The organism is uncultured Photobacterium sp., assembly GCF_947502415.1.
In the GTDB taxonomy this organism is placed as follows: Bacteria; Pseudomonadota; Gammaproteobacteria; order Enterobacterales; family Vibrionaceae; genus Photobacterium.
This window is the reverse complement of record NZ_CANMZV010000001.1, coordinates 98,826-114,594: the sequence shown is the minus strand read 5'-3', so window position 1 is coordinate 114,594 and position 15,769 is coordinate 98,826. Positions and strand designations below refer to the sequence as shown.

The following is a 15,769-nucleotide window of genomic DNA, read 5'->3' as shown; positions in this document are numbered from 1 at the left end:
GAACAACTGCACCCCAGGCTTTGGCACTGATGCTTCTTTGCTAGTCAGTAAATGCTTCAGTTACCTTTTATTTGGCTCAAAAGGTCATGTGGTGCAACACCAAACCAGGACGGCTATTGAGATAATCACCTTGAGCTACCTTCCTTTTGCCGTTAATCCATAATTCACGCAGGCCGCTAGCATAAAGCTCAGGGGCCTCAACTGTCGCATTGTCACGGAAATCATCACCAAACAGACAGATATCTGCATAGTTACCAGCAGCTATCTTGCCGCGGTAGCGAAGTCCGAATGTCTCTGCACTCAATGCTGTCATCTTATGGACGGCTTTTTCTATCGGTAATAAGCCACGCTGATTAACAAACTGACTCAAAATACGGGGAAATGTGCCGCTGACTCTAGGATGCAACCGTCCACCAAAGATGGTGTCGGAACCAACCATACCACGAGGATGAGTAAAGATTTTCTCAACCAGGGATTCATCCATAAAGTAGTCAATCATACGAACATTACCCCGCTCACTGACTAACAAATCGAGGACAAAATCAACCGGATGCAGCTCAAGCTGACTGGCACAATCGCTAATAGAGCGTCCCAGCCACTGGCGCGCATCTATACTTTCAACTTCACAAATCAGAATATTATCCCAGCCAAGTAAAGCAGGCAGGTTATCCCACGGCTCCCCTGCGTCCGGCAGAATACGTTCAGCAAACCAATCCCGAACCTTACGTCGAACATCAGGCATTTGCAGAGCAAGCATCAAGGCTTCAGGCTCATAAGCACGAATTAACGCCGGCGGCAGGATAGAAAACAACGTCGTACTACCATAGTGATAGGGATACTGATCGAATGTCAGATCATGGTGATCAATCAAGCCGAGTAGTGAATCCATTTTTCCGGCATTGCGACGGCCAATGAGCTTAAGGTGAGAGATATGCAGCTGACAGCCAGCCTGCTCACTGATGGCTATCATTTCCTGCAAGGCTTCAATAATTTCATCACTTTCACTTCGCATGTGAACCACCAATGGCTTACGGTGTTTTGCCGCCACTTGTGCCACTGTCAGCAGCTCTTTCTTGTCACTGAACAGTGCCGGATGATAAATCAGCCCCAGACTGATGCCACGCGCACCGCCAGACAGCGCCCTGTGAGCCAGTTTTTCCAGCAAACATCGTTGCTCTTTTGTCATAGGCATACTGCTATTACCGCAAATCTGATAACGCAGCAGCCCATGCGGCAGAAATGAAGACAGGTTAACTTCAAGGCCCTGCTGTTCCAACGCCGCGCAATATGTCGTGTAATCTTCCCAGTTCCAGTCTATTGGCGGATTGCCTATGATTAACCGATCGCGCACTTCCTGCTGAAGAGCCTTGGGCAAAGGTGTCACCCCAAGGCCACATAAGCCAACCAGTTCGGTCGTGATCCCCTGCATAATTTTGGGCTGAAATCCTCGCGGAATAAAGGTCGCTAAATCAGCGTGACTGTGAACATCTATAAATCCCGGTGTAACATAAGCGCCGGCAGCATCGATCACCTCATCAGCTGCGGTATCAATCACGGAGGCAACATCAGAGATGAGACGTCCCTCAATCAGAATATCACCGTTAAAAGCAGCGCCTCCCATTCCGTCGATGACTCTGGCATTTTTTATTAATTGTCGCATAACAACTACTCCTTACCTATGCATGTCGTAAGACCTTTGCACAGTCGGATCAAGTCATTACGACACAATAACTTAGGCAATCCATTCTATACCTCTCCCTTTTGTATGCAATTGATTGATAATTTTATAAATTTGAATTATGTGCTGATGATCATATTTAAAATCAAAGGACTAGAATAAAAACAGAAACGAAGAAAATTCAGGTTGGGATAAAGCTATCTAAGCCGGTTCTTAAAGCAAGGCAGGAATTATGTGCGGAAGATTCAGCGTCGTCAGTACATCACTGGATACCATGGTACACGAGGAAACCGGAGTCAGATTTACCACCGAAACCAACATCGATTTGCGGCCGACACTAACCGTATCGACGCTGGCAATGATCGACAATCGACTGGTTCAGCAAGACACCATTTGGGGCATTCAGCCCGACTGGGCAACACATTTGATTATCAACGCAAAGGGGGAAACGGCCGGAGAGAAAAAAACATTCCGTCTTGCGATGAGAACCCATCGCTGTCTTGTTCCTTGTTCCGGCTGGTATGAATGGCGAGATGAAGGTGCCCCTCGCAAACAAAAGTATCTTTTTACTCACGCTCAAGGAAAGCCACTCTATATGGCAGGGATCTGGTTTCCATACGCAACTCCCCACCTTGTCACTCTGACCACATCTGCTAACAACGAATGCCAACCTTACCATCCGCGGATGCCGGTATTTATTCCGCTCAACAGCATCAGGCTTTGGCTTAATGGTGATACCAATAAACTGACAACCTTGTTACTGCCCGATAATACCCTGCCACTTAAGATACAAGCATGCTGAATTTGATCTGAGTCTTTACGCTTAAAGAAATAACTTCATCTACAATGTGTTTGCCAGACAGCAAAGAACACTGATCGCAGCATACTCTTTCAAATCATCATACTCAGTGTCTCGGAACTTTTTGATTGCCACTCTGGCATTTTCAGCCTGGATAATGTCGCCGACATCCGTAAAGCCCTGCTCTCTCAGTTGCTTCTCCTCCTCACGACATGTTGCCGAGTTGATATCGATGTAAGTAAGCACTTTGCTGTTATGAAAGAATTGAAATACTGCCATGCTGTTTCTCCTTTTTGATTAAGACTGCTTCTAAAACGTTGTTCAAAAAGGTCACTACGAGACTAATCTAAGCTAATTCACTAAGCCAGCAACCGCAGTACATTAATTTCAAATTGTATGATCAATCGCAAATTCGCCTTATTTATCTTTTGGTTAGCTCGATGTATAGTTTAGTACATATCGATTATAATTTTGTGAATTACCATGAACAAAGCCGCCCCTTTCCTATTCCTTGCCTGTTTCAGTACTGCCAGCCTGATTTCGACCAATGTATCAGCCGCAGCACTTCATGTTTATGCCGGCGCAGGTCTTCGTGAACCGGTTGAAAAAATCGTTAACCAGTTTGAGCAACAAACCGGACATACCGTCACAGTGGAATACGGCGGTTCAGGGCAAATTCTTACCCGCTACAGAATTACAGGTCAGGGGGATCTCTTCATTCCCGGCTCCGATCGCTACATCTCAAAACTGGAAAAAGACGGACTGGTTTCTGCATCATCAAAGCTGGTTCGCCATATCCCTGTTATCGCCATTCGCAAAGATAAAGCCGCAAGCATTCACTCTGTCGATGAGTTAGCAGCAACTAACCTCCGCCTCGGGCTAGGTGACAGCAAAGCAATGGCACTAGGACGCAGTGGAGAAAAGCTTTTAAGGACGACTTGCCACTATGATGACCTGATGAACAAAGTGGTAGTTCGTGCAGCAACCGTAAAACAGTTAACCCTCTATTTACTGAATGGTGATGTTGATGCCGCTGTCATTGGTCGCGCTAGCGCATGGAAAGCCAGAGACAAAGTTATCATGCTGCCGAATCCTGAAGGTGCTCCGGAAGAAACTGCGGCCATTGCCCTGCTTAAATCCAGCCAGCACCCCGATGAGGCCAAACTGCTGATGGAAAAGCTGACTTCAGCAAAAGGTATACAGGCTTTTACTGACGCTGGCTTTCTGCCACTGAAGCCAATCAGCAACTAGAAAATGAATATCAGTTTAAAACTGGCATTGTTGCCGCTGCTGCTTTTACTCAGTATCGTATGCGGTTCTGTTAGTGCCATGATTTTCCAGCTTGATACAGGTTCGCTGATCGAAACGATCTGTGATCCGGAGATCCATTTTGCGCTTGGAATGTCACTCGGCACATCACTGATTTCACTGTGCCTTGCTATATTGATCGCTATTCCGGCTGCCTGGCTGATGAACCAGGTAAAACTCCCCGGCCAAAGCATCATTGATACCCTGCTTGATCTGCCAATGGTATTGCCACCGCTGGTCACAGGTATGGGACTGTTATTGTTAATCAGTCCGCAAAGTCCGCTCGCTCAGTTGTTGCCATCACTGCGCGGGCTGGTGTTCAGTCCGGCAGGCATTGTGATTGCTCAAACCTATGTCGCCACCGCTATCATGCTAAGAAGCTGCCGTGGCGCATTTTCTACTATTGATCCAGGCTATCGGCTGGCCGCTTACAATCTGGGACTTTCACCTCTGGCAACACTGCTAAAAGTTGAGCTTCCGTTATGCTGGCGCCCCCTGGTGTGCGGAGCCATTCTTGCATGGTCCCGAGCTATTGGTGAATTCGGAGCCACGCTTATGCTGGCAGGCGCGACAAGGTTCAGAACAGAAACCTTGCCGATGGCAATTTACCTGAATATTTCGAGCGGCGATTTCCAGCTGGCGATTGGGGCAGCTCTCTGGCTATTAGTGATTGCAGCCTGCCTGCTGTTTGTCACCAGAGCGATTAATCGTTGTGAACATTAAACAGCCTTAACATTAACCCCAAAGAGTATCGACCAACAGGTATTACGCCATGCTGAAGATTAACCAGTTAAGCACAGGGATAGTCAAAAATGCCCATTTACATCTGAAGCCTGCAGAATGCATTGCGATTACCGGCCCTTCAGGCAGCGGAAAAACTACCTTACTCAATGCCATCACCGGATATAACGACTACCAGGGTTCAATATCTATTGATCAAGCAAAAATTGATACCCAACCGAGTTGGCTTCGGGCATGTCGTTATCTGAACCAGCGGCTTTATCTTTTCCCTCACCGTACCGTTGCCGGCAATCTGGCACTGGCGCAGCAAGGAAGCAAACAGACTGTCGATTCTGCTCAGCAAATCGCTTTGCTGGAGCAACTCAACATCGGCCATCTTGCCGATCATTATCCCCATCAGCTTTCAGGAGGAGAGCAGCAACGGGTTGCGCTGGCAAGAGCCCTGATCAGCAAGCCTAAACTCTTGCTGCTTGATGAACCTTTTTCCAGCCTGGACTGGGACAACAGAACCCGGCTCTGGCAGGTCATTCAACAATTACGAACAGAAACCGGGGTCAGTATTCTTCTGGTCACTCATGAACCAAGAGAAGCAGACGCCCTTTCCGACCGTCAGATAAGTATCCTCGACGGTCGGCTTATCCACTAACAGGAGTTCCCATGTTGTACTTTTCCGATCAAGAACTTGATGCCTTTTTACTTGAAGATTCCTACCGGGGAGATTTAACCACCCACACACTCGGCATCGAAAAACACATGGGTAAAATGGTGTTTAAGAGAAAACAGGCCGGACGGGTTGCCGGAATTGAGGTTGCCAGAGCCTTACTGGTGAAACTGGGGCTAGAGCCTGTTGTTCATGTCGAAGACGGGGCCGATGTTGAGGCTCAAACCATACTTATCGAAGCCGAAGGCAAAGCCGAACAACTTCATACCGGCTGGAAAGCCGTTCAACTCGTACTGGAATGGAGCTGTGGTGTGGCTCAGTATACCGCCAATATGACAGCTCAAGTTCAGGCAGAAAACCCGAATGCTATTGTCGCCTGTACCCGAAAAAGCATTCCGGGAACCCGAAAACTGGCAACCGCCGCAGTATTGGCCGGAGGCGGCCACATTCACCGAGCAGGACTGAGCGAAACCATTCTGGTATTCACCAATCACCGTCGTCTGTGTGCAGAGCCGGATAACTTCGAAGCTCAGATCAGCAGACTTCGCCAACAAGCTCCGGAAAACAAAATTACCGTTGAAGCCGATACTCTTGATCAGGTTGAAGAGATCCTTAAAGGCGAACCGGATATCATCCAGCTCGACAAATTTTCAGTAGACGAAGTGTCCGAGGCTCTGGCTCTTGTTACCGATTCCCGCAAATCAACCATCTTGTCTGTTGCCGGCGGCATCAACCGCAACAATGCAGCTGAGTATGCCAAAACGGGCGTGAACCTCTTTATTACCTCTGCGCCGTATTACGCTGCGCCGGAAGATATCAAGGTGATCATTACTCCACTTTAACTTTTATTTTTAAGTGTATTTTCATAACAGCGGGAACCGTTAACCTGCTGAAGGTAACGGTATCCCCTTCAATTTACGTCGATAATTCAGTAAGAATTCGTTTAAAGGAGATAAAGATGATCACTGTTGATATTCCGGGCAAAGGAAACTGCCAGATTGAATTTCTGGTATTGGATTTTAACAGGACACTAGCATTTGACAGCCAGCTTCTCGAAACTATCGAGCTATGCCTTAAGGCAACCCTGCGTAGTTAATAATCAATCTCATTAAGCAGCCGAATGTTCAGGAATGATTCAATTCATACAATTTGATTTTAAATAGAACACAACAGACAGAGTTTAAGCAGTTACAAAAGTTACAAAAGAGCTAGATAGTTACATAAAGGAAGGATTCAACCTACCTGGGAAAAAGTGTTGTTAGACTACGCAAAAAACATAACAACCCTACTAAACAGGTGAACCATGCTAACCAATAACGTAATGTCCCAAAGCGACAAGCGAATGATTAACATCATTTTCGCACTGTCTGCGGCGGTGATCCTTCTGGCCACAATTCAAAATGAAATGCCTAACGGCATTATCGGTGCTATCGGCATCATGGCAGTTGTAGGCTACATTCTGAATGTCGTAGGCGACAAAACACCTATCGTTAACCAGTTCTTTGGTGGCGGTGCCATTGTAATCATTTTTGGTTCTTCATACATTTTCCACAGTGGCCTGGTACCTCAAGAAACTGCAAACACAGTAACTACCTTCATGAAGAGCGGCGGTTTCCTTTCTTTCTTTATTGCCAGCCTGGTAACAGGTTCTATCCTAGGTATGGATGGCAATACACTTAAGAAAGCGGCACTGAAATACATCCCTGTTATTCTGGGTGGTGTTGCCGTTTCGTTCCTGTTCGCTGGCCTTGTAGGTAGCGCGCTAGGCAATGGTTTCTTCGACTCAGTTATGCTTATTGCCCTACCAATTATGGGCGGCGGCATGGGTGCAGGCGCTGTACCACTAGTTGAAATCATGTCTGGTAACACAGGTATGTCTGCTGAAATGCTAATGTCAAAAATGGTTCCAGCACTTGCTATCGGTAACGCAGTTGCAATCGTCATGGCAGGCCTTCTGAACAAGCTTGGCAACTTCTACCCTTCTCTAACGGGTAACGGTAAGCTGATGCGCGGTGCCGCTGAAGAAGAAAAGCAGCAGGAACAACAAGAGCACAAAGCGTCTATTGACGTTCTGGGTATTGGTGCGCTACTAGCAATCACTATGTTCTACGTAGGTACTCTACTGAGCAATGTTATCAGCATGCACACTTACGCGCTGATGATTATCTTCGTTGCAGTAGTGAAAGTATCTGGCTTTATGCCTCGTGAACTTGAGCAAGCAGCACACGCTTGGTACAAGTTTGTGGTAGATAACCTGACTCCAGCGCTACTGGTTGGTATCGGTGTTGCTTACACAGATCTGGACCAGATCATCGCATCTCTTAACCTTGTGTACTTCCTACTGGTATTCGCAACTGTTCTGGGTGCTATCATCGGTGCTGCACTAGTTGGTCGCCTAATGGGCTTCCACCCAATCGAAGCTGCGATCACTGCTGGTCTGTGTATGGCTAACATGGGTGGTACTGGTGACGTAGCCGTTCTTGCTGCAAGTAAGCGTATGGAACTGATGCCATTTGCTCAGATCTCATCACGCATTGGCGGTGCATTCATGCTGATCCTTGCAACACTGATCATTGAGCTGCTGAAATAAAGCAGATACGATTCTGAAAATTCAGATATCTGAGCCGGGCTTTTCATGCCCGGCTTTTTATTATCCACCAACCCATTTCATTTCCCAGCATCACCACAAATTCGACGTCCAATCCGGCATCATGGCGGATAGTTATCCAAATTCTCTGTAAGAATAACCAACTGTGAAAGATAACCATTCACAGCATGGTGTATTCGGTTATACTCCCCTCCTTTGACGTACCCTAAAACACAACAAATATAATGAAACTTAAAAGTTATCTTGCCCTCACAACAGCGGCGACCTCGTCGTGCATTGTGATCGCAGTAACGACAGCAATATTTTTCCTGTTGCAAAACAGTCATATAGAAGGCATTAAAGCTCGGGGACTCGAGCTTGCACGGGTTGTGGCCTGCGATCCTGTGGTCATAGATGCTGTTGAAGCAAAAAACAGCGGGCAAGCCTATGATCTGCAAAGCTACGTAGAAACCATAAGAACCCGTACCGACGCCTCCTACATCGTAGTGGTAGACAAAAAAGCAGAACGCCTGACTCACCCTAACCCGGATAGAATCGGCAAACACTTTATGGGTGACGATATTATCCCTGCGATCGTAGACGGGGCAGAGTTCAGCAGCGTCGCCTCTGGCACGCTTGGCAAAGCAATACGTAACTTCTCACCAATCATCCTTAATGGTGAGATCATTGGTACGGTTACTATCGGCTACCTGTCAGAGAAGGCCTCAACCATTCTCTATCAGCAATTCGGCTATATCGGATTACTGATTGTTCTGGTTTATCTTCTGGCTATCGGCATTACCGGTGCTTTTGTGTTCAAAATGAAGCGAACCTTCCTCGATTATGAACCTGAATTTATCGTCAACAAATTCCGCGAACATGAAATGGTCCTCAATAGTATTCGCGATGCCATCATTGCAGTCGATCACAACATGAACATCACGACCATCAATAACAGCGCGCTGAAATTGCTGTCGATGGGAGTGCCGGGACGCTACGATTATGTTAACCAGCCCTTATCACGCTATTCCGCACCACTGAGCCACCTAGTTCTTTCCAGCCAGGAAGCTTTCCATCAGGGCGAATTCAATATCGGAAAAATAAACTACCGCGCCAATATCTATCCAATCAAAAACCCAAAAGGCCCGCGTGGTCATGTCATTGTGTTCTTCGCCAACCTGGACAGGAATGAACTTGAAACCGAAGTTACCAACTTGAAAAACTATTCAGCCTTGCTTCGCAGCAAAACCCATGAGTATTCCAATAAACTCAATGCCCTTTCCGGCATGCTGCAAATCGGCAAATATAACGAAGCCGTCGATTTCATCCAACAAGAAACCGACCGCTGCCAGTCGATTATCCGCAGTATTGTAATGTCCGTAACCGACAGTGCCGTGGCCGGATTGCTACTGGCAAAATTCAATAAAGCATCAGAGATCGGCGTAAAATTCACGATTGATGAAGATATTAATTTGTCGGGCTACGAAAAGAATATATCGGAAAAATTTGTCACAATGCTTGGCAACCTGATCGATAATGCCCTGCTTGCATCATGGCAGAACCGTGAACAAGTCGAGCCGGAAGTACAAGTTTATCTGAGCGACCGAAGCAACCATATAATTATAGAAGTCCAGGACAGCGGTGCCGGTGTACCCGAAGATATTACCGACCGAATTCTGGAATTCGGCGTTAGTTCAAAAAATGACGATGAACAAAACGGCATCGGCCTTTACCTGGTCAAGCAGTTGGTTGATTACTTCCACGGCAACATCGACTGGGAACGGACAGAACAAAACACAACATTATTCAGCATCTACCTCGATAAAAACGAAATCAGCGCTCATGACTAAAACAACAGTAATGCTTATCGAAGATGACATTCGTGCCAGCTACACGCTCGAATCAACCATCAATCAAAACCCAGACTTCACTGTGGTTGCCGTCAGTGAAAGCTGTGCTGATGCCTTATTACAGTATGATGCTTTCAAGCCAGTGCTGATCTTTGTTGATATCAGCCTGCCTGATGGCAACGGTATTGATGTAATCCGCCAGCTACGTGAACAAAACGCCGCCTGTGACTTCATCATGACCACAGCCGAACGTGAAACAACCACGGTCGAGAAAGCCGTCCAGCTCGGTGTTACTGACTATCTGGTAAAACCTATCCGTATGTCTCGCGTCAACCAGGCTCTGGATGACTACAAGCTGTATAAACAAAAGCTTTCAGGAAATACAACTGTAGATCAGAATGACATCGACCAGATCTTGCGAAAATCTCCAGTAAGACAGGTACGTCAGACACCAAAAGGTATTGATGCCACAACCCTGGCCTCACTGAAAGCCATTTTGCAAAATGAAAAACTACATGACTTTTCAGCTGATGATATCGGCAAACGAATGAATGTCAGCCGCATTACGGCAAGACGTTATCTGGAGTTCCTGGAATCGGAAGGCATGATCAAGCTAGTGCTTAACTACAAGACTGGCGGCCGTCCGCGCCGTTTGTATCAAATGGTTGAATAACCCTTTATTTCAACTGAACTTACGATAATAAATTAAAGCCTCCGCCATGACGGAGGCTTTAATATTTGCTGGCTGATACTCAATTTAGCCACCTCAGAAGCATCGGCTAACAGTGTTCCCTTTACCGATTTTTCTTTAAATTGCACTTCTCTCTGCTTAACTTCTTGTTATTTAACCAACTCAAATATCCTTAAAAGAAGTGACTATATTTAATACCAAACTGAATAATTGAACACTTTAGTTGGAGAGCTATTTTCACTGCTAAAACGAACCACGAAACACTCTTAAACACACTAACGTTGAGGAAAGCACAATGCAGTTGCAGGATGTAGTCAGAAAATTCGCAGTGGCCGCAGCGATTGTGAGTACGCTTTTATTCCCATTTGTTACCCATGCAGCCGAACCAGAAAAACCTGAATATGAATGGAAGATGGTCACCAGCTGGCCAAAAAACTACCCCGGAATTGGCCTTGGAGCCAATGAGCTGGCTGAACTCATTAACGAAATGAGTGGTGGCCGTATAAAAGTCACAGTCTATGGTGCCGGAGAACTAGTTAAAGCACTGGATGTATTCGATGCTGTCTCAAGCGGTAAAGTTCAAATGGGACACAGTGCCGCTTCCTACTGGACAGATAAAGTACCTGCTGGACAATTTTTCGCTGCAGTCCCCTTTGGCCTTACAGCACAAGAAATGAATAGCTGGATATACCACGGCGGAGGTCTCGAACTGTGGCATGAAGCCTATGCACCATTTGGTATTATTCCCATGCCTGCTGGTAGTACAGGTGTACAAATGGGAGGCTGGTTCAACAAAGAGATCAAAAGCATAGATGATCTTAAAGGCCTGAAAATGCGTATTCCAGGCCTTGCTGGTAAAGTACTGAACCAGTTAGGCGTTGAAACCATTCTCCTGCCCGGCAGCGAAATATACATGGCGCTAAAACACGGTAAAGTTGATGCCGCTGAATGGATTGGTCCATACAATGATATGGAGTCTGGTCTGCACCGCGTCGCGAGATATTACTACTTCCCCGGTTGGCATGAACCCGGCACTATATTTGAGGCACTGATTAACAAAAAAGCCTATGAGAAGTTACCGCAAGATCTTCAATCAATTGTAATGAATGCAACCCGTATTGTTAATGTCAATGTATTGGCTGAATATACCGCGCGTAATAATGCGGCTTTAGAGCGCTTAGTGGGTATACACAAAATAAACCTACTTCCTTTCCCACCAGATGTACTTGAGCAATTAAAAGAAATATCAGAACAGGTTGTAGCTGAAGAAGCTAAAAAAGATGCATTAAGTCAGAAGGTCTATGTGTCATACATGATGTTCCGAGATCAGGGCCATGATTGGCACTCTCTTTCTGAACAAGCCTATCTGAATGCGAGAAATCCGCAATAATGTTTCATATGATTGAATAAAGCATTCAATCTAGCCTCAAAAACGAAAAAAGCCTTCGCCATAATCACCAGGCGGAGGCTTTTACACATATTTGGTTCCAGACTCTCTCCTATAGCATTCAGAAGTTATCTCACCTACAACTTAACACTTAGCTCTGTTCCAACGTTGACATTTCACGCCTAAGCCCCTCAAAAACATTTAGAACACATAACATACAACCACATGAAACGGTCGCCAACACAGCATACAACCAGCGAAAATCTAGCCAGATTTGAATATTGATGCATTTGCTGTTAACATTTTTCGTGATTTTTTATTTAGTGGTCTAATCATCTTTATTTCTATAGGCTATTTCGCTTTTACTTTTTCATAAAAGAAAGCATTAAGGACTGAACATTTGAGTATCATTTATGGATAGCATTTTAAAAAAATACAGCATTGAAACAACCGACTATCAGGTAGGTCAGGACAACATTCAAAAGTGGGGTTTTGATATTCACAACCCCGTATTCGGCATTAGCGCCGGTCTGATTTTTCTATTCCTTTCGGCACTGCTTCTTGTCGAACCCAGCACCGCCAAAGAGGCACTAAATAGCCTAAAGAACGGTATCATTGAAGATTTTGACGTCTTCTTCATGTGGGCAACCAACTTTTTCCTTTTCTTCACTCTAGCCTTGATGCTGTCACCCTTTGGTAAAATCCGCATTGGTGGCAAAGAGGCTAAACCAGAACACTCTACCGTTTCATGGATGGCAATGTTGTTTGCTGCCGGTATGGGGATCGGCCTTCTGTTCTGGGGAGTAGCCGAACCTACAGCTTACTTTACCAACTGGTGGGGCACGCCTTTTAATGTAGAACCATACACAGCAGAAGCGAAATCGCTCGCTATGGGGGCGACCATTTTCCACTGGGGGATCCATGGTTGGTCTATCTATGCGATTGTTGCGCTTGCGTTGGCATTTTTTGCCTTTAACAAAGGACTACCGCTCTCAATTCGTTCAGTGTTCTACCCGGTCTTTGGTGACCGTGCCTGGGGCTGGCTTGGTCATGTAATTGATATTATGGCCGTACTGGCCACCTTGTTTGGTTTGGCAACCTCCCTTGGTTTGGGTGCACAGCAGGCAACAAGTGGTATTAATCATGTGTTCGGCACTGATGGCGGCATTGGTATGCAGCTTGTTGTTATTACATTCGTGACTTTGATTGCCATTGCTTCAGTGGTGCGCGGTATCGATGGCGGTGTGAAGTTACTAAGTAACATCAATATGCTGTTTGCCTTCGCCTTGCTGCTGTTCGTAACTTATGTCAGCTTTGATATTGCAAAGCTTTCACTACCTGAAACATTCATGGCTTATGCGGAAAATATCATTGGCCTGAGCAACCCTCATGGCCGTGAAGACACAACTTGGATGCACGGTTGGACGGTATTCTACTGGGCATGGTGGATTTCATGGTCACCATTTGTTGGTATGTTTATTGCCCGTGTATCTAAAGGTCGTACCGTGCGCGAATTCTTGTTCGCCGTTGTGTTTATTCCAACTCTGATGACCATGATTTGGATGTCTATTTTTGGCGGAATTGCCCTTGATCAGGTGATCAACAAGGTTGGAGAGCTGGGGGCTGAGGGCTTAACTGATATTTCTCTCACCCTGTTTCATGTCTACGATGCCCTGCCATTTGGCTCTGCCATTTCCATCATTTCAATTGTGTTGATACTGATCTTCTTTATCACCTCTTCGGACTCTGGCTCACTGGTTATCGACAGTATCACTGCTGGTGGTAAGGTCGAAGCTCCGGTTCCGCAACGGATCTTCTGGGCAACCGTCGAAGGTGCCATTGCGGCAGTCATGCTTTGGGTTGGTGGCAAAGAAGCGCTTCAGGCACTGCAGTCTGGCGTTGTGGCGACGGCCTTGCCATTTACCTTTATCCTGTTGTTAATGTGCGTCAGCCTGATCAAGGGGTTAAGAACAGAACGTTCTTTATACCAATAGTGGTTAACCCAAAAACCTATCGTTATGTTGATCGTTTAAACTGACTTAAATGGGGATGGGAATTTCTAATCAGTCTCAATCCAATGGTTGAGACTGATTAGTTATTTTGTACCTATCAAGCAAACCACTCAGTGACAACGTCACGCTTCGGTACGCTCCCCTTGTGAACTACCTGCTCATCGATCACTACAGCCGGCGTCGACATCACCTGATAAGCCATAATCTGCGCCATGTCCTGCACTTTCTCAATTTGAATATCGACATTGAGCTCATCGGCGACTTCCTGAATCAAATCTGCAGTATTACGGCAGTTAGCACAACCAGAGCCTAAAACTTTAACTGTTTTCATCTTGTTTCCTTATATCGTTGACAATGAAAAGATATTGAATGTCCACCCGACAAGGGTGAAAGCCACCAGCAAAACGGCAAACAATGTGGCCAATAATTTCCACTGCATTACTTGCTTAAGCAAAATAAATTCTGGGAAGCTGGCAGCGACGGTACTCATACAAAAAGCGAGCGTTGTTCCGATTGGTAAGCCATTAACAATCAAGCTTTCCATCACAGGAATCACCCCTGTGGCGTTAGAATAAAGGGGAATACCCAGCAGCACGGCTGCGGGGACAGACCACCATTGCCCGTCGCCGAGATGTGATTCAATCCAACCGTCAGGCACAAACCCGTGAAGCGCCGCGCCCAGGCCAACACCAATAATCACCCACTTCCAAACCCGGCTAAAAATATTGATGGTTTCTTGCTTAGCAAACTGGTGACGGTCATTGAACGTAAGCGCTTTTCTTTGCTGATTATTTGACTGAAACTCGCTCTCCCCCCCCAGTTTCAACGCTTCAGCAGCAAAGGACTGTAACCATCGCTCTGCTTTAATAGCATCAAGGAACACACCGCCTAGCATGCCGACCACCATACCGACCAGGATATACATCAGGGTAAACTCCCACCCCAGTAGCCCCATCAATAACAGCACAGCCACTTCATTGATCAATGGTGAGGTGATGAGAAATGCCATGGTGATCCCAAGCGGGATCCCGGCTGAACTGAATCCAAGGAATACGGGGATACTGGAACATGAGCAAAATGGTGTAATTGCCCCAAAAACAGCCCCCAGCATGTAACCGAACCCGCGACTTTTACCAGCCAGAAAATCACGGACCCGTTCTACGTCCAGAGACGCGCGTATCACCGCAATCAAATAGATCATTACCACTAACAACGCAAAAATCTTGGTAACATCTTCAATAAAGAAATGTAAGGCATCACCCGCCTTGGTTTCGGCAGATAAGCCCAATAAATCGAATACCAGCCAGCTGGCAATATCAGAAAAAATCTGAAACATGCTTACTTCTCCCCCGCGCGTTTTTCAGCGGAAAAGTAAGCAATCAAAGAGAATGTCATTACATCGTCCTTATAAAAATACCTCGTTTATTACAAAGACGATGAAGGGGCAAAAAGGATGCAAAATATTTTTAGTTTCGAGATTCTCTTGGGGTGAAACAGCAAACCTTGTGATACTCATCAAGTTTCACTTGGCACGACTGGCTCAGCTGGCGCTTTAGCTTCTGCCTGGCACGTTGCAAGCGGGATTTGGTCGCCACCAGCGTCATGTCATGATGTTCGGCATATTCTTTCTGGGTCATCCCCTGAATATCACAGGCTTTTAGAATATCGCGGTCTTTCGGGGCAAGTTCATTAAGTACCCGCGGTAGACATTGCGTCAGGCTGTCGACTACCGCGGTTTCCTGTTGCTCCTGCTCTATGTCTAACTCATCAAGAGGAACAAAACTACGCTGTCGAGACTGATCGATCACCAGGTTATTTGCCACCCGAAACAGCCAGGCTTTGGCGTTTTCAATATCGCAAAAGGACTTATCCTTGCACATTGCACGTAGGAACACCTCTTGAAGCAGATCTTCAGCTAACGCATCATTCTCAGTGTATTTATACAGCCAAGATAACAGCGAATGCTGATGCGCCTGCCATGCCCTCATCAGGCATGGTGCGGCTGAATGGTGAACTGAATCCGCAGACTCAATAATACTCATCCTTATAAAGTCC

16 protein-coding genes are annotated in these 15,769 nt (G+C 46.1%); 11 read left to right on the top strand and 5 right to left on the bottom strand.

Annotated elements, in window-relative coordinates; all coding sequences use genetic code 11:
* Positions 1 to 76: 76 nt before the first annotated feature.
* On the bottom strand, positions 77 to 1,660 hold the full coding sequence (locus Q0852_RS00475; RefSeq protein WP_299012913.1) for an amidohydrolase family protein: 1,584 nt from the start codon (positions 1,658 to 1,660) through the stop codon (positions 77 to 79).
* Between the two features lie 250 nt (positions 1,661 to 1,910).
* On the opposite strand from Q0852_RS00475, the gene Q0852_RS00470 reads away from it, so the two are divergent.
* A complete protein-coding gene (locus Q0852_RS00470) occupies positions 1,911 to 2,480 on the top strand; it encodes an SOS response-associated peptidase (protein ID WP_299012912.1) in 570 nt (189 codons plus the stop codon).
* A 39-nt stretch (positions 2,481 to 2,519) separates the two neighbouring features.
* Here the strand turns inward: Q0852_RS00470 and Q0852_RS00465 are convergent, their stop codons facing one another.
* Positions 2,520 to 2,756: a hypothetical protein gene (locus tag Q0852_RS00465; RefSeq protein ID WP_299012911.1), complete on the bottom strand. Its 237-nt coding sequence runs from the start codon at positions 2,754 to 2,756 to the stop codon at positions 2,520 to 2,522.
* A 204-nt stretch (positions 2,757 to 2,960) separates the two neighbouring features.
* On the opposite strand from Q0852_RS00465, the gene modA reads away from it, so the two are divergent.
* The 10 genes from modA (at position 2,961) to Q0852_RS00415 (ending at position 13,696) form a co-directional block, all read left to right on the top strand.
* The gene (modA, locus tag Q0852_RS00460) at positions 2,961 to 3,728 is read left to right on the top strand and encodes a molybdate ABC transporter substrate-binding protein (RefSeq protein WP_299012910.1); all 768 of its coding nucleotides are present in this window, start codon (positions 2,961 to 2,963) and stop codon (positions 3,726 to 3,728) included.
* Positions 3,729 to 3,731: 3 nt separating this feature from the next.
* Positions 3,732 to 4,508 carry an ABC transporter permease gene (locus Q0852_RS00455; RefSeq protein ID WP_299012909.1) on the top strand — a complete coding sequence of 259 codons (777 nt, stop codon included), beginning with the start codon at positions 3,732 to 3,734 and terminating at the stop codon, positions 4,506 to 4,508.
* A 49-nt stretch (positions 4,509 to 4,557) separates the two neighbouring features.
* Positions 4,558 to 5,172, top strand: a complete 615-nt coding sequence (locus Q0852_RS00450; RefSeq protein ID WP_299012908.1) for an ABC transporter ATP-binding protein — start codon at positions 4,558 to 4,560, stop codon at positions 5,170 to 5,172.
* Positions 5,173 to 5,183: 11 nt separating this feature from the next.
* Positions 5,184 to 6,029, top strand: coding sequence for a ModD protein (modD, locus tag Q0852_RS00445; RefSeq protein ID WP_299012907.1), 846 nt, complete (start codon positions 5,184 to 5,186; stop codon positions 6,027 to 6,029).
* A gap of 116 nt (positions 6,030 to 6,145) precedes the next feature.
* Positions 6,146 to 6,283: a hypothetical protein gene (locus Q0852_RS00440; protein WP_299012906.1), complete on the top strand. Its 138-nt coding sequence runs from the start codon at positions 6,146 to 6,148 to the stop codon at positions 6,281 to 6,283.
* Between the two features lie 207 nt (positions 6,284 to 6,490).
* Positions 6,491 to 7,777, top strand: a complete 1,287-nt coding sequence (locus Q0852_RS00435) for a 2-hydroxycarboxylate transporter family protein (RefSeq protein WP_299012905.1) — start codon at positions 6,491 to 6,493, stop codon at positions 7,775 to 7,777.
* Positions 7,778 to 8,019: 242 nt separating this feature from the next.
* A complete protein-coding gene (locus Q0852_RS00430; RefSeq protein ID WP_299012904.1) occupies positions 8,020 to 9,624 on the top strand; it encodes a sensor histidine kinase in 1,605 nt (534 codons plus the stop codon).
* Positions 9,617 to 10,297, top strand: coding sequence for a response regulator (locus Q0852_RS00425; RefSeq protein WP_299012903.1), 681 nt, complete (start codon positions 9,617 to 9,619; stop codon positions 10,295 to 10,297). Before Q0852_RS00430 ends, Q0852_RS00425 begins: the two co-directional genes overlap by 8 nt.
* Positions 10,298 to 10,610: 313 nt before the next feature.
* Complete coding sequence (locus tag Q0852_RS00420) at positions 10,611 to 11,705, top strand: TRAP transporter substrate-binding protein (RefSeq protein ID WP_299012902.1); 1,095 nt, start codon at positions 10,611 to 10,613, stop codon at positions 11,703 to 11,705.
* A 410-nt stretch (positions 11,706 to 12,115) separates the two neighbouring features.
* Positions 12,116 to 13,696, top strand: coding sequence for a BCCT family transporter (locus Q0852_RS00415; protein WP_299012901.1), 1,581 nt, complete (start codon positions 12,116 to 12,118; stop codon positions 13,694 to 13,696).
* Positions 13,697 to 13,811: 115 nt separating this feature from the next.
* Here the strand turns inward: Q0852_RS00415 and Q0852_RS00410 are convergent, their stop codons facing one another.
* The 3 genes from Q0852_RS00410 to Q0852_RS00400 form a co-directional block, all read right to left on the bottom strand.
* Positions 13,812 to 14,045 (bottom strand): thioredoxin family protein, encoded by a 234-nt coding sequence (locus Q0852_RS00410; protein ID WP_299012900.1) that lies wholly within the window; start codon positions 14,043 to 14,045, stop codon positions 13,812 to 13,814.
* A gap of 9 nt (positions 14,046 to 14,054) precedes the next feature.
* Positions 14,055 to 15,050, bottom strand: coding sequence for a permease (locus tag Q0852_RS00405; RefSeq protein WP_299012899.1), 996 nt, complete (start codon positions 15,048 to 15,050; stop codon positions 14,055 to 14,057).
* A gap of 130 nt (positions 15,051 to 15,180) precedes the next feature.
* A complete protein-coding gene (locus Q0852_RS00400; protein ID WP_299012898.1) occupies positions 15,181 to 15,756 on the bottom strand; it encodes a sigma-70 family RNA polymerase sigma factor in 576 nt (191 codons plus the stop codon).
* Positions 15,757 to 15,769: the final 13 nt, after the last annotated feature.